The sequence below is a fragment of the Streptomyces sp. LARHCF249 genome (assembly GCF_052871255.1).
The window spans coordinates 138,497-162,219 of sequence record NZ_JBIXJQ010000015.1; the positions used below are offsets into that span (position 1 = coordinate 138,497).

The window sequence follows — 23,723 nt, forward strand, 5'->3', positions numbered from 1 at the left end:
CGGGGTCCGGGCTTCCCTCTGGCTGCCTCGGTTGGGGGGGGGGGGGGGGGCCGCCCCCCCCCCCCCCGCCCCCCCCCCCCCCACGACCCCCCTCGGGTAGGTCTCTATCCACCCGGACCCCGATATTCACCCGTCCGAGCAGGCGCTCGGAGTGAATGGAGGGAGCGTAAGGGGGCGCGTTCGCCTCACGTGCTTTTCGTGCTGATCTTCACCTGCCTACCGTCGTGAGCACGGGGCGTTGCGGGGGAATGGTGCGGCCATGGCGGAGCTCGTCACGATCTGCGATCTCGCCGGTCGGCCACGCGGCAGTGGATTCGTCGCCGACGACCGCGGGACGGTGGTCACCAGCCACGAGGCGGTCGACGGACTGGGCGAAGTCGTGCTGCACGCGCCCGGCCCGGCCGGACGGACCTGGCTGGCCGAAGCGGGAGACGTGACCGCCCTGCCGGGGCTCGCGCTGGCGCTCGTACGGACCGACGGCCTGGGGGTGCGGCCGCTGCCGGTCGCGATGCGCGAGGCCATCGCTCCGGGGACGTACGTACGGCTGCCCGCGCGGGGATGGCGGCAGGCGCGGGTGCTCGGGGGCGCCGAGGTCACCTACCCGGCCGCGGGCGGGCCGCACGCCGTGCCCGCGTGCGCCGCGATGGAGCTGGCGATCGGAACGGACGGGCGCGACGCGCTGAGCCAGGGCGGGGAGGCGTGCGGCGGCCCGGTCCTCGACGCGGAGACCGGAGCGGTGCTCGCCGTCCTGGGCACCGCGCTGCGGGCGGAACACCGGTCGGGGGGCTTCGCGGTGGCCCTGCGCGCCGCGGCCGTCGCCGACCCGGCCGGTCCGCTGGCCGCGCTGCTGGAACGCAACGCCGCGACCGTGCCCGCGTACGGGGCCGACCTGAACCTCGCCGGGGTCCTCGAACTGACGGGGACCACCGTGGGCGCGGCCTTCCCCCCGTCCGGGGCCGAGCCCGGCTTCGACCCCGTGGAGCGACCGGGGACCACCGCCGAACTCGAGGCCTTCACCGCGGGCGACCGCCTCGTCCTCGGCCTGGTCGGCGAACCGGGCACCGGCCGCACCACCGCGCTCGCGGCCCTGGCCGTACGCCGGGCCCGCGGGGCCCGGCCCGCCCCGACGGTGTGGCTGCGCGGCGCCGACCTGACCGGCCGGGACGCCTCGCTGGCCGACGCGGTGACGCGGGCACTGGCGTCGGCGGGCCGGATCGTCACCGCCGCGGGACCGGCCGCTGCCGCCGGACCGGTCGCAGGGGACCGGCCCGCTGTCGCCGGCGCGGACACCGGATCCGTGGCACCCGCTGCGGCAGCCCCCGCTCACGCCCCCGTCGCCGCGCCCGCCGGCGCCGACCAGGTGGCACGGGTGGCCGCAGCGGCCGGGCGGCCCCTGCTCGTGGTGCTCGACGCCCCCGAGGAGATGCCGCCGGAGCTCGCGCACCGCCTGGGCCCCTGGACCGAGGCCACCGTCGGATGGCTGCGCGCGGCCGGGGCGCGGCTGGCCGTGGCCGCCCGGCCCGAGCACTGGGAGCGGGCCGGGGCCCTCTGCCCGCCCGAGGTGCTCCACACCCCCGCCCGCCCGGCGCAGCGGCTGCCGCCCGCCCTCCCGCTCGGCGACCTCACCGCCGCCGAGGCCGAGACCGCCCGGGCCCGCCTCGGCATCCCCGAGGGCGCCGTCCGGGACGCCGACGCCCGGCACCCGCTCACCCTGCGCCTGCTCGCCGGGATCCGCGCCGCCGAGGTCACGGCAGGCCGCCCCGGCCGCGACGAGGTCTTCGCCGCCCACCTGGACCTGCTGTGCCTGCGCGCCGCCGTCCGCATCGCCGCCGACCAGGCCGCGGGCGCCGGGGGCGCCCGGGTGCACGGCCCCGGAGTGCGGCGGCTCGCCGCCCGCGTGGCCGGCCGGGTCCACGAGGCCGCCCGGCGCTGCCTGGGGCCCGGGCAGGGGGCGCTCGCCCGGGCCGACTTCGAGGAGCTGTTCCCCTGGCGCACCGGCTGGGCCTCCGCCGTGCTCACCGAGGGGCTGCTGGTTCCCGCCGGACCCGGCTACCGCTTCGCCCACGAGGAGCTGTCCGACTGGATCCAGGCCTTCCACCTGGACGTCCCCACTGCCCTCGCCTCCCTCGTCCACCGGCCTGCCGGGCCCGGCCTCCCCGTGCCCCGGCACCGGATCGGGCCCGTCCTGGAAGCCCTGCGCAGACTGCCCGCCGAGAGCCTGCGCGGCGAGCTCGAACGCCTGGTCCACCGGCTCAACACCTTCGCCGAGGGCGGGCCCGGCACGACCGGGCCCGACCGGGTCTGGTGGGCCGCCCGGCTGCTGCGCGAGACCCTGCTGCGGACGCCCGACGCCCACCCCCACCTGCCCGTCCTGCACGCCCTCGCCGAGCACGTGGCCCGCGCGGGCCCCGGCGAGTTCGGCGGCTGGTTCTGGAACCGGCTCCGGCTGCCCGAGCCCGACCGCCTCGACCTCCTGCGCCGGCTGCTTCCCGCCGACCCCGCCGAGGCCGTGCCCGCAGACCGCTACCTCGACGCCGCGGCCCGCCGGCTCGCCCGCGACCCCCGCCTCGCGCAGCCCCTGATCTGCGCCTGGTTCACCGACGAGCGGCGGCTGCGCGGCCGGCCCGGGGCCACCGTCGCCACCGCGGCCCAGGCCCTGCTGCACACCCACCGCCGCCTCGCCCTGGACGACCTCGCCGAGGCGCTCGTCACCGCCGCGCACCCCCGCGCCGACGAGCTGCTCGACGTACTGGCCGAGGAGGAGCCCTCCGCGATGTGCCGGGCGGTGCACCGCTGGGCCCACGACGAACGGCCCGGGCGGCGGGTCGCGGCCGCCGCGTACGGCCTCGCCGCCGCTCCGCACGTGCGCACCCCCGCCGACCGCGAGCTGCTGCGCCACGCCGCCCAGGCGCTGCTGGCCCGCCCCGACGCCGCCGCCCTGCACGGCAGCGCCCTGGCCACGCTGCTCCGCGACCCCCAGGTGCGCGGGCGCTACCTGCCCGACGCCCTCGCCTGCTTCCGCGCCCCCGAGCACGGCCCCCGGCTCCCCGCGGCGGCGCTGGTCGCGGCCCTGCCCGTACTGCCCGACCCCGAGGCGGTGTTCGACGCGCTGCGGGCCCGGGCCGACGGGGAGGTGGTGCGGGCCCTGGCCGCTCTGACGACGCCCGGGCTGGCCCGGCGCGCGGGGGACCTCGTACGGGAGCACCTCGCACGCCGTCCCGAGGACGCGCCCCACGCCGCCGCCTTCGTCGACCGGCGCCTGGAGCAGGGCCCGGCCGCCGGCCCCGTCCTGCGCCCGCTGGTGCTGGACCTGTTGCGGACCGCCCCGGCGGCGGTACGGGCCGAGCTGGCCGCCGTACTGGCCGCGCCGGGCTCGGAGCCCTCGTACGCGCTGCGGGGCGAGCTGGCCGACGTACTGCTGCGCAAGGAGACGGACCCGTGGGTGCTCGACGCGTTCCTGGGGGCCGTCGCGGCCGGGGCCGCCGCGCGCCCGGAAGACCGTACGAGGGAGCTGCTGCGGCGCACCGGGCGGCAGCTGCTCGGGGCTCCCGGCGGGCCCGCGGTGTTCGAGCGGCGGACGGTGGAGCTGGCCCGGTCCGACCCGGCCTTCGGGGCGCTCGTGGCGCGCTGGCTGGCGCAGGCGGGGCCGGAGGCGGCGGCCCTGCTGGGCGCGAGCGCGCGCCGGACCGTGGAGACCCTGAGCAGGCCGCTCGGGACGTGACGTGAACGCGGAGCGGCGGTGGCGGGGGCGCCGGTCCCACGCGGACGCCGATGCGTGGCCGCGGGCACCGGCATGGCAGTCTTAGACCTGTAATCGGCAATCAGTACAAGGCCTACACAGGTTCGGGCGAGGAGCGGTCACAGTGCAGCGCTGGCGTGGCTTGGAGGACATCCCCCAGGACTGGGGACGCAGCGTCGTCACCATCGGCTCCTACGACGGTGTGCACCGGGGTCATCAGCTGATCATCGGACGGGCCGTGGCCAAGGCCCACGAGCTCGGCGTCCCGTCCGTCGTCGTCACCTTCAGCCCGCACCCGAGCGAGGTCGTCCGCCCCGGCAGCCACCCGCCGATCCTGGCCCCGTACGACCGGCGTGCCGAACTGATGGCCGGGCTGGGCGTGGACGCGCTGCTGATCCTGCCGTTCACGGCGGAGTTCTCGAAGCTGTCCCCGGCGGACTTCATCGTGAAGGTGCTCGTCGACAAGCTGCACGCGCGGGCCGTCATCGAGGGCCCCAACTTCCGCTTCGGCCACCGGGCCGCGGGGAACGTGGACTTCCTGCGCGAGCTGGGCGGTACGTACGACTACGAGGTCGAGGTCGTGGACCTGGTCGAGCGCGGCGAGGCGGGCGGCGGCGTGCCGTTCTCCTCGACGCTGGCCCGCAGGCTGGTGGCCGAGGGCGACATGGACGGCGCGGCCGAGATCCTGGGGCGCCCGCACCGGGTCGAGGGCGTGGTCGTGCGCGGTGCGCAGCGCGGGCGCGAGCTCGGGTACCCGACGGCGAACGTCGAGACGCCGCCGCACACCGCGATCCCGGCGGACGGGGTGTACGCGGGCTGGCTGACGGCCGACGGCGAGCGGATGCCCGCGGCCATCTCGGTGGGCACGAACGTGCAGTTCGACGCGACCGAGCGGACCGTGGAGGCGTACGCGATCGACCGGATCGGGCTGGACCTGTACGGGAAGCACGCTGCCGTCGACTTCCTCGCGTACGTGCGGGGGATGGCCAGGTTCGAGTCGCTGGACGGGCTGCTGGAGGCGATGGCGGACGACGTGAAGCGGGCGCGGGTGCTGACGGACGCGTACGACGCGGCGCGCTGACGACGACGGCGCAGTGACGGGCAAGGGCCCGTACCGCCCCCTGTTCCGGAGGTGGTACGGGCCCTTCCTGCTGTCGGCGGGTCAGCCGAGGCGCGGGTCCCGCGGCGGCTGCGGCTGCTGGGGCTGCTGCTGCGGCGGGGCCGGCTGCTGCCAGGGCTGGCCGGGCTGCGGGTAGGGCTGGGCGTACGGCTGCTGCGGCGGCTGCTGGTACGGGGGCTGGCCCTGGGGCTGGCCGTACGGCGGCTGCTGTTGCGGCTGGGGGTGGTGCTGCTGGTGCTGCTGCGGGGCTCCCCAGTGGCCTTGCGGGGCCTGCTGCTGGGCCCGCAGGAAGTCCTCCGCCACCAGGGCCGAGAGGTTGAAGTAGGCCTCGCGGGTCTTGGGCCGCATCATGTCCAGATCGACCTCGGCGCCGGCCGCGAGGTGCTCGTCGAACGGCACCACGACGACGCCGCGGCAGCGGGTCTCGAAGTGCTGCACGATGTCCTCGATCTTGATCATCTTGGCGGTCTCGCGGACCCCCGAGATGACCGTGAGCGAGCGGGAGACGAGATCGGCGTACCCGTGGGCGGACAGCCAGTCGAGGGTGGTGCTGGCGCTGCTGGCGCCGTCCACGGACGGGGTCGAGATGATGATGAGCTGATCGGCCAGGTCCAGGACTCCGCGCATGGCGGAGTAGAGCAGGCCGGTGCCCGAGTCGGTCAGGATGATCGGGTACTGGCGGCCGAGCGTCTCGATGACGCGGCGGTAGTCCTCGTCGTTGAAGGTCGTCGAGACGGCCGGGTCCACGTCGTTGGCGATGATCTCCAGGCCGGAGGGCGCCTGGGAGGTGAACCGGCGGATGTCCATGTACGAGTTCAGGTACGGGATCGCCTGGACCAGGTCCCGGATCGTGGCCCCGGTCTCGCGGCGCACGCGACGGCCGAGGGTTCCGGCGTCGGGGTTCGCGTCGATGGCCAGGATCTTGTCCTGGCGCTCGGTGGCGAGGGTGGCGCCGAGGGCGGTGGTGGTCGTGGTCTTGCCGACGCCGCCCTTGAGGCTGATGACGGCGATGCGGTAGCAGGACATGACCGGGGTGCGGATCAGGTCCAGCTTGCGCTGGCGCTCGGCCTCGGCCGCCTTGCCGCCGAAGCGGAACCGGCCGCCGCCGTTGTTGTTGTTGCTCTTGGGCTTCTGCTTGTTGCGCAGCAGGCGGTCGGAGGACAGCTCGACGGCGGCCGTGTATCCCAGCGGCGCCCCGCCGGCCGGCTGGCCGGAGTAGCGGGGGTCGTGCTGCTGCGGGGGCTGCGGATGCTGTTGCTGCGGTCCCGTGGGCCACTGGGCGCCGGAGCGGGGATCGTGCTGCGGCACCGGGGCCGGGGCCGGGGCCGGGGAGACCGGAGCCGGAGCCGGAGCGGGCGGCTGGAACGTGTAATCGTCCGAGGCCGCGAACGCGGGCGGCTGCGACGGCAGTTGGCCACCGGGTCCCCCGAACGGGTTCTCGGCGCCGGCGTGCGGTACGTCCGCAGGGCTGACCGGCGCAGCCTGCTCCACGGCGGGCGCGGGCACCTCGGCCTCGGCCTGCGGCAGCGCCGGAGCCGGGTACGCGGGTGCCTCGACCCGGGCCGGAGCCGGAGGAGCGAACGGCGCGGGCACCTCGGCCTCGGCCGGGGGGAGTGCCGGTGCCTGGTACGCGGGAGGCTCGACCGGCGCCGGGGTGTCCGCCGGTGCCGGGGGCGTGAACGGCGCGGGCGCCTCCGCCGGAGCCGGATACGCGGGTGCCTCGACCCGGGCCGGGATCTCCGCCGGTGCCGGGGGAGCGGCCGGTGCGGGGGCCTCGGCCTCGGCCGGCGGCAGCGCCGGGGCGCGGAACGCCGGAACCTCGACCGGACTCAGGGGCGGAGCCTGGAACGGCGGGGCCGCGTCGACCGGAGCCGGGGGCTCGACCGGAGCTGGAGCCGGAGCCGGAGTCTGGGCCTGGGCCTGAGGCGGCACAGGGATGGGCAGGCCCGCGCCGTCGGACGGGGAACGCGGGGCCGGCGGAGCCGTCCGCATCGTCGGGGGCGAGGCCACGTCCGCCGGGCGGTGGGGCTCGAAGCCGCTGCCCTCGGGCAGCCCCGGTACCTGCGCGGCCGGAGCCGCGCCCTGCGTGTACCAGGCCGGCGGGGTGTAGTCGATGGTGAACTCGCCCGTCAGCTCGGGCTCCGCGTCGGACTGATCGTCCGTCGGGACGTCCCACGTCCCGCCGCGCCTCTCGTTCCGATCGCCGTTCACTGGTCCTCCTGGTCTGTCGAACACTGGTCCGGCGCCCACCTCTGCGCCGCGCCCACGCTCAGCCTAATCGCGGCCCGGTACCGGTGTCCGCCCCCGTCTGCCCTGCCCTGCCAAGCGGTCTCCGGGAAGGCCCCCGGGCCCGGCGCCCCGCCGCACTGCCGCATCATCCCGCGCCTAGTCGATCCGCCGGGCCGCGCCCAACAGGCCCGTCTCCGCTTCCGTCCCCTGCGTCATCACGAACTGCCGGTCCCGTGGCGTGCACCACAGCGTCACCCCGTCGCCCAGCGTCGGCAGGGAATCCACCGCGGGCCGCGGCAAGCTCATCAGCCGGCCGATCGTCTCCGCCTCGTCCGGCGACACCCGCTGCACGCCCACCAGCGACGACTGCTGCAGCAACCGCGGCGCCGTCGGGCTCAGATACGGCAGCAGCGTCAGCACCGACTGCCAGGGCCCGGCCACCACGCGCCCGCGCGGCGGCCGCATCCCGCAGTCCCGGATCACCAGCACCGGGCTGCCCGCCGAAGCGCCCTGCGGGGGCACCCGGCCCACCTCGTGCAGGGTCACGCACTGCTGCCCGCCGCCCGCCGACCGGGCCAGCCCGGCCCACACGTGCGCGCGCCCGGTCTCCACCGCCACGCGGGCGCCGGTGGCCGCCGCGCGCAGCGCCAGCACCTGCGCCGTCCACAGGCCGCCGATCAGCGTCACCTCGTACGGGGTCGGCCGGTTGACGCCGAGCACCGCCGAACGCCCCTCGGCGTCCACGCCGATGACGACCCCGTCGTCCCCGACGGGCAGCGAGAGGAGGTCGAGGTCCACGGCGGGCACCACATGGCGCTCCCGCCGCGGGCCGACCAGCCCGAAACCGCCCCTCATCGCGCACCCCCCAGCGGCAGTGAAGCCAGCAGCCCCGGTACCTGTTCCCGGTCGAGCCGGATCAGCCCGGTCTTCACGCCGCGCGCCGTCCGCTCCAATTCCCGCCGGGCGGCCACCAGTTCCTCGTCACTGCGCCCCGTCACCCGGACGTGCCCGGTCAGCGTCACGCCCTGGCGCTCCGCCGGGGCCATCGTCAGGCTGAAGTTCGTCGCGAGGGCCGGCAGCGAGGTCAGCAGCGCCACGAACTGCGGCAGCGGAGCCGCCCCGGCGCCGCCCAGCTGCGGCCAGCGTCCTATCCAGTACGTGGTGTGCCGCCGGTCGTCGCAGCGCCAGGTCCGCGGGGTCTCCTCCGTACGCCGTCCCGTACTGGCCGACCGCCCGGCCTGGGTGATGGCCATCGGGTTCGCGCACGAGGACGTGGCCAGCGCCGCCGTGAGCTCCTGCTCGGTCAGCACGGTGGCCTTGAACCCGGCCCCGGCCAGCCGGCTCGCCAACTGGTCGGCCGCCCGCACCACACACCGCTGGGCACCCGCCAGCCCGCCGCCGCGCGCGGTGACGGCCTCCGGGCACAGCTCCGGGTCGAGCTTGAGCGCGATCCAGGTGAGCCGCACCGCCGGGGTGCCGGTCCGGGCCTGCAACGGCGCGTAGTTGCGCGTGGCCATCGACTGGGCGGGCAGGTGCGGGGCCGGCGCGGGCTGGGTGTGCTGCACCAGCTGCGCGGACTCCAGCCGGATGCCGTCCACTTCGAGGATGTCCCGTACGACGGCCAGCGGCAGCGGCCGCGCCCCCCGGTCGGGCCGCAGCGCGGTGGCGTCCGTGTCCACCTGGACGACCGCGGTCAGGAACGTCCCGTCGCCGACCATGCCGACCGGCCGCCGGTCGCGGTCGCTGAAGGTGAGGGTGCGCAGCGCCGGATCGGCCTCGACGAGCGGGGCCAGCCCGGGCTCCGTGCCCGCGGGCACGGTGAGGGACGCGGCCCGGCGGCGCCGTGCGCGCAGGGCGAGCGCACCGGCGATCCACTCGGGCAGGGAGCGCTGGTGGCGGCGCACGACCGCGAGCATCACCAGGACGAGCGCGAGGGCGCCGGCGGGAACCAGCAGCATCGGTTCGACCACCCAGGCCACCAGGAGGACGGCCGCGGCCACCTGGAGCAGTACGAGCTGTTGCAATCGGAACGGGCCGAAGCGGCCGGAGCTCGACTTCGGATGCGGCGTCACCCCGCCGCGTGCGGGTGCGGCCGCGCCGGTCTGCGGCTGCGTTGCCGTGGCCATCACTCGCGCACTTCCCCTTTCCAGGGCCAGACCCCGTGAGTTCCGGCCCGGCGCGACGGCAGGCGCACGGCCCCGGAATCTCCCCAATCCACCCCAACAAGCCCTGATGCCCTGATGACCCTTGAATGCTGCGGTGCGGAAGGCGCTGAGAGGCAGCCTCACCCTACCCGGCCCCTGCATACCGTCGGTCAAGAGGCATAGTAGGTGCCCGGTCCGACAAACGAGGCTCGGGGACCGTACTCACCGACCGGGCCGTGCGGGGAGAAGCAGGCGGTCATGGCATCACGACGTGATGAGCTCAACGCGTACACCTTTGCGAAGCGGCGCACGGTGGCCGCGTTCCTCCAGCCGTCCGCGACGGGCACCGAGGAGGGCGCTCCGCGTCCGCTGCGCGCGGTCCTCCCGGGCGTGATCGTCGCCGCGGTCGTGCTCGCCGCCTTCGGCGCCTGGGGCATGTTCAAGCCCACCGCCCCCAAGGGCTGGGCGGACCCCGGAACCCAGGTGATCGTCGGCAAGCAGTCGACGACCCGCTACGTGGTCCTGACGACGAAGGTGAACGGCAAGGACCAGACCCGCCTGCACCCGGTCCTGAACCTCGCCTCCGCCCGACTGCTGCTGGATCCCTCGAAGTTCAAGGTGGTCCAGGTCGACGACAAGGTCCTGGACGCGGGCAAGCCGCCGCGCGGCCCCATCATCGGCATCCCGTACGCCCCCGACCGGCTCCCCGCCAAGGAGGACGCGGCGAAGGCCAAGCGCTGGGCCGTCTGCCAGCAGCCCGGCGGCAACAACCGCGGGGTGCAGACCGCCGCCTTCGTGCTCGCCGACCGCGAGGCGCACCTGACGGACGACGGGCGCAGGCTCACCGACACCCAGATGCTGTACGTGCAGAGCACCGGCGCGGGCAAGGAGCGCTACCTGGTCGACGCGACCGGTACGAAGTACAAGTTCCCCGAGGGCACTGCGGCCGCGGGCACGATGACCAACGCCCTCGTCGGTACCGGCGCCACCCCGCAGCCGGTCACCGAGCAGTGGCTGGCCACCCTCAACTCCGGCGACGACCTGTCCTTCCCGCAGCTGCCCGGCAAGGCCGGCGCCAACGCCGACGTCAAGGGCCTGGTGACCGCCGACAACAAGGTCGGCATGGTGCTCAGCGCCCAGACGGGCTCCGGCACCCAGCACTACGTCGTCCTGCCCGGGAAGGTCGCGCCGGTCTCCGAGTTCGTCGCGTGGCTGCTGATCTCCGCACCCGCGACCGACGGCCTCAACATGCACGGCAAGGCCCGCGAGGTCGACCTCCAGGCCCTCAGCCCGGACCCCGCGCCGTTCGGCGGCGACGTCAAGTGGCCGCAGCGGAAGGCGGAGCGGGTCAACCAGAGCGCACCGGCAGCCGCGGCCCAGGCCGGCGGCCCCGGCGGCCGCGACACCGTCTGCAACGTCCTGCGCACGGTCGACGGCCAGGGCAACCAGACCCTGAGCACCTGGGCCGGCACCGGCTTCCCCATCGACATCACCGCCAGCGGCACCAGCGCGTACGTCACCCCGGGCTCGGGGCTGCTCTACACGCAGATCCAGGGCAGGCAGACCACGGCCGGCGGCTCCCTCTTCCTGGTCACCGACACGGGCCTGCGCTACGCCGTCCAGGCCAACGGCGACAGCGACGCCGAGCAGTCGAAGATCGGGGCCCCCGACCAGCAGGCGAAGGGCGGCACGGGCGGCGCCGCCGGCGTCCCCGAACCCAGCCAGGCGCAGATCCGGCTCGGCTACGCGGGCGTCACCCCGGCCATGGTGCCCATCGCCTGGTCGGAGTTCCTCTCCAAGGGTCCGCGACTGGACACCAACTCCGCCCGCCAGCCGCAGGGTTCGTGAGGTAGCCGCCGATGACCCAGCTCCCGTGGCGGCGGTGCGCTCCGCTCGCCGTCGCCGCCTTCGCCCTCGCCGGGGTCTGCGCCGCCACGCCCGCAGCCTCCGCCGCGCCCGAGCCCCCGTACACCCTGCGCCCCGACGGCGCCGGCGAGTGCACCTTCCCCATGAAGAAGCAGATCGAGGACCGCCCCTGGGCCCTCCAGCGGCTCCTCCTCGACGAGCTGTGGGCCCACACCAAGGGCAAGGACAAGAACGGCAACAGCGTCCGCGTCGCGGTCATCGACACCGGTGTGGACCGGGCGAACCCGCAGTTGAGCGGCGCCCTCGACATCGGCGCCGGCAAGGACCTGATCGACCCCAAGGGCGGCGACGGAACCACCGACACGGTCGGCCACGGCACCAAGGTCGCCGGCCTGATCGCGGCCCGCCCCCAGGAGGGCACCGGCTTCGTCGGCCTGGCCCCCGACGCCACGATCATCCCGATCCGGCAGAACGACGGGCAGGGCAAGGGCAACGCCCTCTCGCTGAGCCAGGCGATCGACCACGCGGTGGCCAAGGGCGCCCAGGTCATCAACATCTCCCAGGACACCGACGTGCCGCTGACCGCGGACTCGGAGCTCGGCAAGTCGGTGCAGAAGGCCATCGACGCCAAGGTCGTGGTGATCGCCTCGGCGGGCAACGACGGCATGAGCGGCGAGAAGCGCAAGACCTACCCGGCGGCCTTCCCCGGCGTGCTCGCCGTGGGCGCCTCGGACCGCAACAACGAGCGGGCCGCGTTCTCCCAGCCCGGCGACTTCATCGGGGTTGCGGCGCCCGGCGTCGACATGGTGTCCACGGTCCCGGGCTTCGGCCAGTGCATCGACAACGGCACCAGCTTCTCCGCCCCGTACGTCGCCGGGGTCGCCGCCCTGCTCCGCGCCAAGCACGGGGACTGGTCGGCGCAGCAGATCGTGTGGCAGATCCAGAACACCGCCGAACGCTCGGTCAAGGGCCGCGACGACTACGTCGGCTGGGGCATCGTCGACCCGGTGCGCGCGCTCAGCCAGGACCGCGAGGCCCCGAAGGCGCCCGTCCCGGACCCCGGCCCACCGCCGGCCGCCGCCCCGGAGGCGGCCCCGCTCCAGGTCACCGAGACGGCCCAGGAGCGGGAGGAGCGGTTCGGCACGTACGCTCTCGGCATCGGCGCCGTCCTGATCGCCGTCATCACGGGGACGGCGACCATCGTCCGGGATGCCCGGAACCGCCGACGCCGTTTGCAGTGAACGGTCACAGTTCATCTACGGAAGCAACCCACTGGTGTTGGGCCGTGAGGCGGAACTGACTAGAGTGACGGCAGGCTTCACGAATGTGATCGGGGGATCGCGTGAAGCGGAGGGGGATGTCCGGGGCGCGTGATTCAACGCCGCGCTGGGAACGTCCGCTCCGCCACGCAATCCGCCGGTTCTGCCGGCGAATTGAGAAGTGAGGAGCATCGGATGACCACGAACACCTTCGGACTCGCGGACGATCCGGTCGTCAAGGCGGCCAACAGGATCTCCGAGACGGCCAACGCCGTCACCACCCAGGCCCGCGAGCTGGCGGACATCATCGCCACCGTCAGCGCCGGCTGGACCGGTGTCGGTGCCGCCGGATTCGCCAAGGCCCAGTCGGACCTCAACGTCGAGCACGACGAGATCCGCCGGCTGCTCGGCGTACTGCACAACGCCGTCTCGCAGACCAAGAACCTGAGCAACGCCCAGGACGAGGACGTGCGTGCTGCCTTCCGCGCCGTGGCCCCCTCCGGCGGCGGCACGGGCGGCCCCCGCTCCGGCCTCGACGGCATCTGACCCGCGTCGTTCCCAGCCACCACCAGAGCGAAGGAGAAGAGCATGTCCGGAAACGACGGCAACACCCGGGTACGGTACGAAACCGTCCAGCAGATGGCGGACCGCATCCGCGTCGTGTCGAACAACATCATCAAGGACCTGGCCGAGATGGAGCAGGCCGTGAAGGTGGTCACCGACACCTGGGACGGTGAGGCGCACCGCGAGTACGTGACCCTCCAGACCAAGTACAAGCGCATCGCCGACGAGATGCAGAAGAAGCTGGAGACGGTCGCCAAGCTCATCGAGCAGGGCAAGGGCGACTACCGCGCCACCGACGTGAAGGCCTCGCGCCTGTTCACCGAGGCCTACTGAGCCCCGGCACCCAGCCCGTACGTGCCGAAGGGGCGCGCCCGCACCGGGCGCGCCCCTTCGCCGCGTACTGCCGTCGCGCCCCGTCGCCTCAGGGCCGGTGGCGGTCGAGGTCGAACTCGCCGTCGCGGGCTCCGAGCACGAAGGCCTCCCACTCGGCCGCGGTGTACCGCAGCACCGTGTCCCGGTCCAGCGAGGACCGCATGGCCACCGCACCCTCGGGCAGCCGGGCGATCTCGACCCGCTCCTCGTCGGGGCTGCTCCCGGGCGGGCCCTCCCACTCCACGCCGCTGATGTCGAGCGCGTACAGCTCGTCCTTCTCCTGCTGGGTGCCCATGGTGCGGCCTTTCCCCTCGGTGGCGCCGTCTTCACCGCCGATTATCGGCCCTGCGCCGCCCGAGGGGACAGGTTTGCTCACATCCCCGGCATCCGCCCGAGCTGCACCAGCGAGGTGCCCCGCCGGCGCGAGGCGAAGTACGCCCGGCCCGGCGGCATCGGACGCGGCCGCACGTTGCCGATCAGGTCGCCCTCGGAGGGGTCGCCTGACAGGACGACGCCCTGCGCGCCCAGCTCCTTGATCCGCTGCATGAACGGCTCGTACATCGACCGCGACGCACCCGCCGAGTTCCGCGCGATGATGAAGCGCACGCCCGTGTCCCGGGCGAAGGGCAGGAATTCCACCAGCGGCGCCAGCGGATTGCCCTGGCTCGTGGCCACCAGGTCGAAGTCGTCGATGATGATGAACACGTCCGGCCCCGTCCACCAGCTGCGGTCGCGCAACTGCTGCGGAGTGACGTCGTTCGGCGGCTGCCGGCGGGCGAACACCCCGCCCAGCGCCTCCATGTGCATCTGCAGCGAGCTCGCCATCGGCGCGTACTCCAGCAGGTGCGCCTCCGGCAGCGCCCCGAGCAGGCTCCGCCGGTAGTCGCCCACCACCAGGCGAGCCTGCTCCGGCGCGTAACGCTCCGAGATCTGCCGGGCGATGAGCCGCAGCAGGTTCGTCTTGCCCGACTCGCTCTCGCCGAAGACGAGGAGGAAGGGGTCGGTGTCGAAGTCGACGAACACCGGCTCCAGGTCCGTCTCGTCGATGCCGATCGCGATCCCGCGGGCGGGCTGGTCCCCGCCCCTGGGCAGCTGGTCGGCGTGGAGCAGCCGCGGCAGCAGCCGCACCCCGGGAGCCGCGGGCCCCGCCCAGTGCCGCTTCACCGCGTCCACGAACGCCGCCGTGGCCTCCGACAGGTCCGCCGCGTCGTGCGAGCCGTCGATCCGCGGGAGCGCGCCCAGGAAGTGCAGCTTCTCCGGCACCTGGCCGCGGCCCGGCATCCCGGTGGGGACGTTCGCCGCGACCTTCCGGTCGAACTCCGAGTCCATGACGTCGCCGAGCCGCAGTTCCAGGCGGCTCAGCATCTGGTCCTTGAGCGCCGCGCGCACCTCCATGTACCGCGCCGCGGTGATCACCACGTGGATGCCGTAGCCCAGACCGCGGGCCGCGATGTCCGTGACCACCTGCTCCAGGCCCTCGTACTCGCCGCGGAAACCGCCCCAGCCGTCCACGACCAGGAACACGTCGCCCCACGGCTCACCGGGCAGCTCGCCCGCCGCCCGCCGACGCCGGTAGGTGCCGATCGAGTCGATGTTGTTCGAGCGGAAGAACTCCTCGCGGCGGTTGAGGATGCCCCCCACCTCCGCGACGGTACGGCGTACCCGCTCCGGGTCCAGCCGCGAGGCGATCCCGCCCACGTGCGGCAGCTCGGCGACCGACGACAGGCTGCCACCGCCGAAGTCCAGTCCGTAGAACTGCACTTCGCGCGGCGTGTGGGTGAGCGCGAACGAGGAGATCAGCGTCCGCATCAGCGTGGACTTGCCCGACTGCGGACCGCCGACCACCATCATGTGGCCCGCCGCGCCCGAGAAGTCCCGGTACAGCACCTCGCGCCGCTGCTCGAAGGGCTTGTCGATGAGGCCGAGCGGTACGACGAGCCCGCCGGGCCGCGTGTACCCCTCCGCGTGCAGTCCGCGCCCGGCGCTCGGCGCCAGCGCCGGCAGCAACTGGTCCAGCGGCGGAGCCTGGTCCAGCGGCGGGAGCCACACCTGGTGCGCCGGCACGCCCTGCCCCTCCAGCCGGCTCACGATCACGTCCAGCACCGTGTCGGCGAGCGCGTCGTCCTCCCGCGCCGACTGCGCCGCCAGGTACGCCGGGTCCGGAGCCGCGTACACCACCGGCACCGGAGCCGCGGTGAACAGCGCGGGCCGCCGCTCCACCGGGAACAGGCCCACCGACAGGTCCGGCCCGCCCGAGCGGTACGTACCCGAGACGTACGCCGCCTTGAAGCGCGTCATCTCGTCCGTACCGAACTTCAGGTAGCCCGAACCGGGCACCGAGGGCAGGTGGTAGGCGTCCGGCACGCCGATCGCCGTCCGCGACTCCGCCGCCGAGAAGGTCCGCAGGCCGATCCGGTACGAGAGGTACGTGTCCAGCCCGCGCAGCTTGCCCTCCTCCAGGCGCTGCGAGGCCAGCAGCAGGTGCACGCCCAGCGACCGGCCGATCCGGCCGATCTGGATGAACATGTCGATGAAGTCGGGCTTCGCCGTCAGCAGCTCGCTGAACTCGTCGATGACCAGCACCAGCGAGGCCAGCGGCTCCAGCGGGGCGCCCGCCGCGCGGGCCTTCTCGTAGTCGTGGATGTTCGCGTAGTTGCCCGCCGCGCGCAGCAGCTCCTGCCGGCGCTGCAGCTCGCCGCGGATCGAGTCGCCCATCCGGTCCACGAGCGTGAGGTCGTCCGCCAGGTTGGTGATGACGGCCGCCACGTGCGGCATCTGCCCCATGCCGGTGAAGGTCGCGCCGCCCTTGAAGTCGGCGAGGACGAAGTTCAGCGTCTCCGAGGTGTGCGTGACCGCCAGACCCAGCACCAGCGTGCGCAGCAGCTCCGATTTGCCCGAACCCGTCGCACCCACGCACAGGCCGTGCGGGCCCATGCCCTCCTGCGCGGCCTCCTTGAGGTCCAGCATCACCGGGGCGCCGTCCTCGCCGACACCGATCGGCACGCGCAGCCGCTCACCGGCCGACCGCGGCCGCCAGGTGCGGGCCACGTCCACCGCGGCCGCGTCCCCCAGGTTCAGCAGGTCCGTGAAGTCCAGGTTCGCCAGCAGCGGTTCGTCATCGTCCCCGCCGCCGGTGCGCAGCGGGGCCAGCTGACGGGCCAGCGCCTCCGCCGCGGGCAGCGACAGGGTGTCCGGCGCGCCCTCGTACGCGACCCCCGCGCCCGACTCCAGGCGCAGCCGGCCCGGCCGCACCACGACCGACAGCCCGCCGCGCGGCTCGTCCAGCTCGCCCGCGACCACCTCGACGATGGTGACGCCCTGCAAACCCTCCGCAGCCGCGAACACCGAGTCCGGCGGCACCAGACCACCGCGAGGCGAGTTGGTGTCGAGCACGACCACCAGGTGCGGCTGGTCCAGCACCGGGGACACGTCACGGCTGAACCGCGGCCGCCCCTCCAGCCGGGGCGCCAGCAGCCCCTCCAGCTCACCCAGGTCGTCGCCGAACAGCCGCTTCGTACCGGCCCCGTCCACCTGCCCGGGCACCTGCGTGTGCGGCAGCCACTTCGTCCAGTCCCACGACGCCGCCGCGCCCGGCGCGGCCACCACGGCCACCACCAGGTCCTCGGGGGAGTGCAGCGTCGCCAGCTGCGCCACCAGCGCCCGCGCCGTACCGCGCGCCGACTCCGGCTCGCCCGACACGGTCACGTGGTAGAACGCCCGGATCGACACCGCCATCGGCAGCCCGTCCAGCGAGGAGTGCACCTTCAGGAAGCGCTGCATCGCGCCCGCCGTCAGCGGCTCCAGCTCGTCCACCGGCGCCGTGTCCGGCGCCACCAGCGGAGTCGACAGGCGCTGCGAGCCCAGCCCGAGCCGCGCCTGGCCGAAGTCCGGGTCGCCGACCCGCCGTTCCCACAGCCGCGACCCCTCGGCCACCACCGACCACAACTGGTCCGGAGCCGGGTGCAGGTACAACTGCGCGTCGCGCTGCGCCCGCGCGGTCCGGCGTACCTGACGACGCGTCTGCGCAAGGTATTTGAGATAGTCCCGGCGCACATCGGCCATTTGCCCCTGCGTACCCCGGCGGTACCGCACCAGCTGCGCCACGACCATCGCCACCGTCGACGCGAGCATCAGCACACCCATGATGCGCATGAACGGCGCGGCGCCCGGCATGAAGAAGAACACCGCGGAGGAGCCCATTCCGAGCATCGGCAGGAGCTGCATCAGCATGCCCTCCTGCTGCCCCCGGGGAAGCTCCGGCGGCGCCTCCAGCCGCAGCTCGTCCGAAGGCACTTCGGGCGGCAGGGACCGCGGCGGTCGTTTGACGACGATCTGGCTCACCGGAGCATCAATCCCTCGAAAACGGACGGGACACCGCATCCGGCGCCCCCAAGTCCCGGGCGCGGAGGGGGTCTCCTCCACGCGTCGGTGATCCTACTTGCCGACAGTCGGGCAAGCGCCCGGTAGGGTGACGCGCGCAGTATGCGCATCCGCGAATCGCCCGCCGCCGCGGGCACCTACACGGGGGGGTCACACAGGTGAGTACGGCCGCAACGACGGGCTTCTGCAGGGTCACCGTCGTGGCCCCGGACAGCCGGATCGACGTCGCCCTCCCCGAGGACATCGCCGTCGCCGACGTCTACCCCGAGCTGCTGCGCCTCACCGGCCAGACCCAGCCCGTCGGCGCCCCGACCGGCTTCCACCTCGTACGCCGCTCCGGCACCGTCCTCGACGGCGCCCGCACCCTCGCCGCCCAGCAGGTCCTCGACGGCGAGGTGCTCAGCCTGCGCCCCTTCGCCGAGTCCCTGCCGCCCGCCGTCTTCGACGACGTCTCCGACGCCGTCGCCTCGGCCGTGGTCCGCGACCGGCACCGCTGGAGCGACGACATGCTGCGCGGCGCCGGCCTCGCCGGAGCCGCACTGCTCCTCGTCATGCTCGGCTTCGTCCTCTGGTACGCCGACCCCCTGCGCCACGACATGCACGGCCTGCCCGGGATCATCGCGGCCGCCGTCGGCGTCCTGCTCACCGCCGTGGCCAGCGTCCGCGCCCGTGTCTACCGCGACCGCGGCTCCGCCGTCGCCCTCGGCCTCAGCGCCCTCCCGCACCTGCTGATCGCAGGCAGCGGGATCATCGCCCCCGCCGCCGGCCAGGGACCCGGCCGGCTCCAGTTCCTGCTGGGCTGCGTGTGCGTCCTGGTCGCCTCCGTGGCCCTGGTCGCGCTCACCCCCAGCGGCGACGCCCCCTTCGTCGCGGCCACCTTCGTCGCCGCCACCGGCACCCTGGCCACCTTCACGGCCATCGCCACCGAGGCCTCCGCGACCGCCACCGCCGCCGCCTGCGCACCCGTCGCCATCGGCCTCGTCGCCTTCCTGCCCGGCCTCTCCGCCCGCTTCGCCCGCCTGCCCATCGGCTACGCCGCCCCGCAGAGCGCCGCGGATGAGTACATCGAGCACACGGCGACCCCGGACCGCTACGAGACCGAGCCGTACGGTGACCAGTCCGGCAGCGACCAGCACGACCAGGGCGCCCCGCTCGACGCCGAGGCGATCGCCGCCCAGGCCCGGCGCGGCCACGAGATGCTGCTCGGCCTGGTCGGCGGCTGCGCCGCGGTCGCCGTGGGGGCCGCCGCGGTCCTCGGCTTCTCGGACAACACCTGGGGCCGGCTGCTGGCCCTCGCCACCGGCCTCGCCATGCTGCTGCGCGCCCGGCTCTTCCGCTACACCTCCCAGGTGGTGTGCGCCCTGGCCGCCGGGCTCGTCGCCGTCGCCCTGCTGATCCTGGGCCTGGCCCTGCACCCGCCGGCCGAGCTGATCGAGGCCCTGGTCCGCAAGCAGGACCACAGCGGCCTGGACCTCCGTACGATCTGGCTGACCGCCGCCGTCGCCGCCGGCGCGGCCCTCCTCGCGGGTATTGCGCTTGTCATCCCCCGCAAGGGCCTGTCACCCTTCTGGGGAAGGCTGCTCGACCTCACCGAGGCGGCGGTCCTGCTCAGCCTGGTCCCCCTGGCCCTGGCCGTGCTGGACGTCTACTCCCGGGCCCGCGCTCTCACCAGCTGAGACGCCGCGACCCGGCAGCCTGGTACGCTGTGCGACGGCCGTTTGTGTACGCGCCCCCGGAACTCTCTGGAGGCTGCGCTCAGCGGACCCCGCCTCCCGAGTTACGGAAGATCCCCAGAGAATTCGACCTGGGGCACTCGGTGGCAACGAAGACCTAAACGAGGAGTACGCGTGCCGCTCGACGCCGCTACGAAGAAGCAGATCATCGCAGAGTTTGGTGCCAAGGAGGGCGACACCGGCTCCCCCGAGGTCCAGGTCGCCATGCTGTCCCGCCGCATCTCGGACCTGACCGAGCACCTCAAGACGCACAAGCACGACCACCACTCCCGTCGTGGTCTGCTGATCCTGGTCGGCCAGCGTCGCCGCCTGCTGCAGTACCTGGCCAAGAAGGACATCCAGCGCTTCCGTACGCTGGTCGAGCGCCTCGGCATCCGCCGCGGTGCGGCCGGCGCCAAGTAAAGCGCTGTGGAGGGAGCGGTTCCCACATCCGGGGGCCGCTCCCTTTGCTGTACGTGCGGACCGGACCGGACCCTTTGTAGTCTGGAAAAGACGTACGTGCGCGGCTGAGTCAGACGCGCACAACTGAAGAGGAGGAGCGCCCTCCCTACGCCGCCGGTCCTCGGTAGTGGCACCCGGAATGCCCCACGGGCACCGAACCGGGTGCTTCGATCGAAGACCGGCCCGCACCCAAGGCGCGCTTCTCCGCACCGTCCACCGCCACACGGGCGGCGGACGGAGACGACGAAAATGGAGAAAACGCTAGTGGAGAACGAGACCCACTACGCCGAGGCCGTCATTGACAACGGTTCCTTCGGCACCCGCACCATCCGCTTCGAGACGGGCCGTCTGGCCCGCCAGGCCGCCGGCTCCGCCGTTGCCTACCTGGACGACGACACGATGGTGCTTTCCGCCACCACCGCGTCGAAGAAGCCCAAGGACCAGCTCGACTTCTTCCCCCTGACGGTGGACGTCGAGGAGCGGCAGTACGCGGCCGGCAAGATCCCCGGCTCCTTCTTCCGCCGCGAGGGCCGGCCCTCCGAGGACGCGATCCTCACCTGCCGCCTGATCGACCGCCCGCTGCGCCCGTCCTTCAAGAAGGGCCTGCGCAACGAGATCCAGGTCGTCGCCACGATCATGGCGCTCAACCCGGACCACCTGTACGACGTCATCGCGATCAACGCCGCGTCCGCGTCCACCCAGCTGGCCGGCCTGCCCTTCTCCGGACCGATCGGCGGCGTCCGCGTCGCGCTGATCCGCGGCCAGTGGGTGGCCTTCCCGACGCACACCGAGCTCGAGGACGCCGTCTTCGACATGGTCGTCGCGGGCCGCGTCCTGGAGGACGGCGACGTCGCGATCATGATGGTCGAGGCCGAGGCCACCGAGAAGACCATCGCCCTCGTCAAGGGCGGCGCCGAGGCGCCGACCGAGGAGGTCGTCGCGGCCGGTCTCGACGCCGCGAAGCCGTTCATCAAGGTCCTCTGCAAGGCCCAGGCCGACCTGGCCGCCAAGGCCGCCAAGCCCGAGGGCGAGTTCCCGGTCTTCCTGGACTACCAGGACGACGTGTACGAGGCCCTCGCGGCCGCCGTCAAGGGTGACCTCTCCCAGGCGCTGACCATCGCGGGCAAGCAGGACCGCGAGGCCGAGCTGGACCGCGTCAAGGAGATCGCCGCCGAGAAGCTCCTCCCGGCCTTCGAGGGCCGCGAGAAGGAGATCTCCGCCGCCTACCGCAGCCTGACCAAGGCCCTGGTGCGCGAGCGCGTCATCAAGGACAAGGTCCGCATCGACGGCCGCGGGATCACGGACATCCGTACCCTCGCCGCCGAGGTCGAGGCCATCCCGCGCGTGCACGGCTCGGCGCTGTTCGAGCGTGGCGAGACCCAGATCCTGGGCGTCACCACCCTCAACATGCTCCGCATGGAGCAGCAGCTGGACACCCTCTCCCCGGTGACCCGCAAGCGCTACATGCACAACTACAACTTCCCGCCGTACTCCGTCGGCGAGACCGGCCGCGTCGGTTCGCCGAAGCGCCGCGAGATCGGCCACGGCGCGCTCGCCGAGCGCGCGATCGTGCCGGTCCTCCCGACCCGCGAGGAGTTCCCGTACGCGATCCGCCAGGTGTCCGAGGCCCTCGGCTCCAACGGTTCGACGTCCATGGGCTCGGTCTGCGCCTCCACCATGTCGCTGCTGAACGCCGGTGTGCCCCTCAAGGCCCCCGTCGCCGGTATCGCCATGGGCCTGATCTCCCAGGAGATCGACGGCAAGACCCACTACGTCGCCCTCACCGACATCCTCGGTGCGGAGGACGCCTTCGGCGACATGGACTTCAAGGTCGCCGGCACCAAGGAGTTCGTCACCGCGCTCCAGCTGGACACCAAGCTGGACGGCATCCCGGCCTCCGTCCTGGCCGCGGCCCTCAAGCAGGCCCGCGACGCCCGCCTCCACATCCTCGACGTGATGATGGAAGCGATCGACACGCCGGACGCGATGTCCCCGTTCGCCCCCCGGATCATCACCGTCAAGATCCCGGTGGACAAGATCGGTGAGGTCATCGGCCCCAAGGGCAAGATGATCAACCAGATCCAGGAGGACACCGGCGCCGAGATCACGATCGAGGACGACGGCACCATCTACATCGGTGCCTCCGACGGCCCGGCCGCCGAGGCCGCCCGCGCCACGATCAACTCGATCGCCAACCCGACCATGCCGGAGGTCGGCGAGCGCTACCTGGGTACGGTCGTCAAGACCACCACCTTCGGTGCCTTCGTCTCCCTCATGCCCGGCAAGGACGGCCTGCTGCACATCTCGCAGATCCGCAAGCTCGCCGGTGGCAAGCGCGTGGAGAACGTCGAGGACGTGCTCGCGGTCGGCACCAAGGTCCAGGTCGAGATTGCCGAGATCGACTCCCGCGGCAAGCTCTCCCTGGTCCCCGTGATCGACGGCGAGACCGCCGACAATGACGCTGACAAGGACGACTCCGACAAGTGATGTCGCGTAGTTCCCGTGTGACGGCCCGCCCCTCTTCGGAGGGGCGGGCCGTCACACGTACCCAAACCCTTCTCAAGGGGCAGAACGGCATCGGCATCGTCCGGCGCACCGTCCTGCCCGGCGGACTGCGCATCGTCACCGAGACGCTGCCCTCCGTCCGCTCCGCCACCTTCGGCATCTGGGCGCACGTCGGCTCCCGTGACGAGACGCCCACGCTGAACGGCGCCACGCACTACCTGGAGCACCTCCTCTTCAAGGGCACCGAGAAGCGCAGCGCCCTGGACATCTCCTCCGCGATCGACGCGGTCGGCGGGGAGATGAACGCCTTCACGGCGAAGGAGTACACCTGCTACTACGCCCGGGTGCTCGACACCGACCTGCCGCTGGCCATCGACGTGGTCTGCGACATGCTCACCGGCTCGCTGATCCGCGAGGAGGACGTCGACGCCGAGCGCGGAGTCATCCTCGAAGAGATCGCGATGACCGAGGACGACCCGGGCGACATGGTCCACGACCTGTTCGCGCAGACCATGTACGGGGACACCCCCCTGGGCCGGCCCGTCCTCGGCACCGTGGAAACGATCAACGCGCTCGGCGCCGACCGGATCCGCCGCTTCTACAAGAAGCACTACGACCCGACCCACCTCGTGGTGGCCGCCGCCGGCAACGTCGACCACAACAAGGTCGTGCGCCAGGTCCGCGCCGCCTTCGAGAAGGCCGGCGCGCTGACCCGCACCGACGCCGAGCCGATCGGCCCGCGCACCGGCATCCGGCGCATCCGCACCTCCGGCCGCGTCGACCTGGTAGGCCGCAAGACCGAGCAGGCCCACGTGGTCCTCGGCATGCCCGGCATCGCCCGCACCGACGAGCGCCGCTGGGCGCTGGGCGTGCTGAACACCGCCCTGGGCGGCGGCATGTCCTCCCGCCTCTTCCAGGAGGTCAGGGAGAAGCGCGGCCTGGCCTACAGCGTCTACTCGTACACCTCGGCCTTCGCCGACACCGGCCTCTTCGGCGTCTACGCGGGCTGCCGCCCCAACCAGGTCCACGACGTGCTCCGGATCTGCCGCGAGGAGCTCGACAAGGTCGCCTCCGACGGACTCGGCGACGAGGAGATCAAGCGGGCCATCGGCCAGCTCTCCGGAGGGACCGTCCTCGGCCTGGAGGACACCGGCGCGATCATGAACCGCATCGGCAAGAGCGAGCTGTGCTGGGGCGATCAGATGTCGGTCGACGACATGCTGGCCCGGATCGCCTCCGTGACCCCGGACGACGTCCGTGCGGTCGCACAGGATGTACTGGCCCAGCGGCCCTCGCTCGCGGCGATCGGCCCGCTGAAGGAGAAGCAGGCAGCCCGCCTCGACGAAGCGGTCGCCTAGTCCCGTACGCACG

At 73.5% G+C, this 23,723-nt stretch carries 15 protein-coding genes; 10 read left to right on the forward strand and 5 right to left on the reverse strand.

Annotated features, from left to right (window positions below; all coding sequences use genetic code 11):
- Positions 1-259: 259 nt before the first annotated feature.
- Positions 260-3,721 (forward strand): serine protease, encoded by a 3,462-nt coding sequence (locus tag ACIPUC_RS32990; protein ID WP_446594057.1) that lies wholly within the window; start codon positions 260-262, stop codon positions 3,719-3,721.
- Positions 3,722-3,863: 142 nt separating this feature from the next.
- The gene (locus ACIPUC_RS32995; protein WP_446594058.1) at positions 3,864-4,820 is read left to right on the forward strand and encodes a bifunctional riboflavin kinase/FAD synthetase; all 957 of its coding nucleotides are present in this window, start codon (positions 3,864-3,866) and stop codon (positions 4,818-4,820) included.
- A gap of 81 nt (positions 4,821-4,901) precedes the next feature.
- Here ACIPUC_RS32995 and ACIPUC_RS33000 read toward each other — a convergent pair whose 3' ends face one another.
- The 3 genes from ACIPUC_RS33000 to eccE form a co-directional block, all read right to left on the reverse strand.
- Complete coding sequence (locus ACIPUC_RS33000; protein ID WP_446594059.1) at positions 4,902-7,070, reverse strand: SCO5717 family growth-regulating ATPase; 2,169 nt, start codon at positions 7,068-7,070, stop codon at positions 4,902-4,904.
- A gap of 174 nt (positions 7,071-7,244) precedes the next feature.
- Positions 7,245-7,943: a hypothetical protein gene (locus ACIPUC_RS33005; RefSeq protein ID WP_446594060.1), complete on the reverse strand. Its 699-nt coding sequence runs from the start codon at positions 7,941-7,943 to the stop codon at positions 7,245-7,247.
- Positions 7,940-9,214, reverse strand: a complete 1,275-nt coding sequence (eccE, locus tag ACIPUC_RS33010) for a type VII secretion protein EccE (RefSeq protein ID WP_446594061.1) — start codon at positions 9,212-9,214, stop codon at positions 7,940-7,942. The genes ACIPUC_RS33005 and eccE overlap by 4 nt, the downstream gene beginning before the upstream one ends.
- 276 nt (positions 9,215-9,490) lie before the next feature.
- Between eccE and eccB the strand changes: the two genes are divergently transcribed.
- The 4 genes from eccB (at position 9,491) to ACIPUC_RS33030 (ending at position 13,254) form a co-directional block, all read left to right on the forward strand.
- A complete protein-coding gene (gene eccB, locus ACIPUC_RS33015) occupies positions 9,491-11,080 on the forward strand; it encodes a type VII secretion protein EccB (RefSeq protein WP_446594062.1) in 1,590 nt (529 codons plus the stop codon).
- 11 nt (positions 11,081-11,091) lie between these two features.
- The gene (gene mycP, locus ACIPUC_RS33020; RefSeq protein WP_446594063.1) at positions 11,092-12,339 is read left to right on the forward strand and encodes a type VII secretion-associated serine protease mycosin; all 1,248 of its coding nucleotides are present in this window, start codon (positions 11,092-11,094) and stop codon (positions 12,337-12,339) included.
- Positions 12,340-12,552: 213 nt separating this feature from the next.
- Positions 12,553-12,903 carry a WXG100 family type VII secretion target gene (locus tag ACIPUC_RS33025; RefSeq protein WP_446594064.1) on the forward strand — a complete coding sequence of 117 codons (351 nt, stop codon included), beginning with the start codon at positions 12,553-12,555 and terminating at the stop codon, positions 12,901-12,903.
- A gap of 42 nt (positions 12,904-12,945) precedes the next feature.
- Entirely contained in the window at positions 12,946-13,254 is a 309-nt protein-coding gene (locus tag ACIPUC_RS33030) for a WXG100 family type VII secretion target (protein ID WP_362302782.1), read from the forward strand.
- Between the two features lie 88 nt (positions 13,255-13,342).
- Here ACIPUC_RS33030 and ACIPUC_RS33035 read toward each other — a convergent pair whose 3' ends face one another.
- Together ACIPUC_RS33035 and eccCa are read right to left on the reverse strand one after the other, a co-directional pair.
- Positions 13,343-13,588 (reverse strand): DUF397 domain-containing protein, encoded by a 246-nt coding sequence (locus ACIPUC_RS33035; protein WP_446594065.1) that lies wholly within the window; start codon positions 13,586-13,588, stop codon positions 13,343-13,345.
- Between the two features lie 77 nt (positions 13,589-13,665).
- On the reverse strand, positions 13,666-17,634 hold the full coding sequence (eccCa, locus tag ACIPUC_RS33040; RefSeq protein ID WP_446594066.1) for a type VII secretion protein EccCa: 3,969 nt from the start codon (positions 17,632-17,634) through the stop codon (positions 13,666-13,668).
- Positions 17,635-17,831: 197 nt separating this feature from the next.
- Between eccCa and eccD the strand changes: the two genes are divergently transcribed.
- The 4 genes from eccD to ACIPUC_RS33060 all read left to right on the forward strand — a co-directional run bounded on the left by eccD (position 17,832) and on the right by ACIPUC_RS33060 (position 23,710).
- Positions 17,832-19,349, forward strand: a complete 1,518-nt coding sequence (eccD, locus tag ACIPUC_RS33045; protein WP_446594067.1) for a type VII secretion integral membrane protein EccD — start codon at positions 17,832-17,834, stop codon at positions 19,347-19,349.
- Between the two features lie 171 nt (positions 19,350-19,520).
- A complete protein-coding gene (gene rpsO, locus ACIPUC_RS33050) occupies positions 19,521-19,808 on the forward strand; it encodes a 30S ribosomal protein S15 (RefSeq protein ID WP_007266917.1) in 288 nt (95 codons plus the stop codon).
- A gap of 303 nt (positions 19,809-20,111) precedes the next feature.
- Entirely contained in the window at positions 20,112-22,334 is a 2,223-nt protein-coding gene (locus ACIPUC_RS33055; RefSeq protein ID WP_446594081.1) for a polyribonucleotide nucleotidyltransferase, read from the forward strand.
- Positions 22,331-23,710, forward strand: a complete 1,380-nt coding sequence (locus ACIPUC_RS33060; RefSeq protein WP_446594068.1) for a M16 family metallopeptidase — start codon at positions 22,331-22,333, stop codon at positions 23,708-23,710. Before ACIPUC_RS33055 ends, ACIPUC_RS33060 begins: the two co-directional genes overlap by 4 nt.
- Positions 23,711-23,723: the final 13 nt, after the last annotated feature.

Coding starts and splice junctions, on each gene's coding strand:
- ACIPUC_RS32990 (WP_446594057.1), top strand. CDS start 260: ATGGCGGAGCTCGTCACGATCTGCGATCTCGCCGGTCGGCCACGCGGC.
- ACIPUC_RS33005 (WP_446594060.1), bottom strand. CDS start 7,943: ATGAGGGGCGGTTTCGGGCTGGTCGGCCCGCGGCGGGAGCGCCATGTG.
- eccE (WP_446594061.1), bottom strand. CDS start 9,214: ATGGCCACGGCAACGCAGCCGCAGACCGGCGCGGCCGCACCCGCACGC.
- eccB (WP_446594062.1), top strand. CDS start 9,491: ATGGCATCACGACGTGATGAGCTCAACGCGTACACCTTTGCGAAGCGG.
- mycP (WP_446594063.1), top strand. CDS start 11,092: ATGACCCAGCTCCCGTGGCGGCGGTGCGCTCCGCTCGCCGTCGCCGCC.
- ACIPUC_RS33025 (WP_446594064.1), top strand. CDS start 12,553: ATGACCACGAACACCTTCGGACTCGCGGACGATCCGGTCGTCAAGGCG.
- ACIPUC_RS33030 (WP_362302782.1), top strand. CDS start 12,946: ATGTCCGGAAACGACGGCAACACCCGGGTACGGTACGAAACCGTCCAG.
- ACIPUC_RS33035 (WP_446594065.1), bottom strand. CDS start 13,588: ATGGGCACCCAGCAGGAGAAGGACGAGCTGTACGCGCTCGACATCAGC.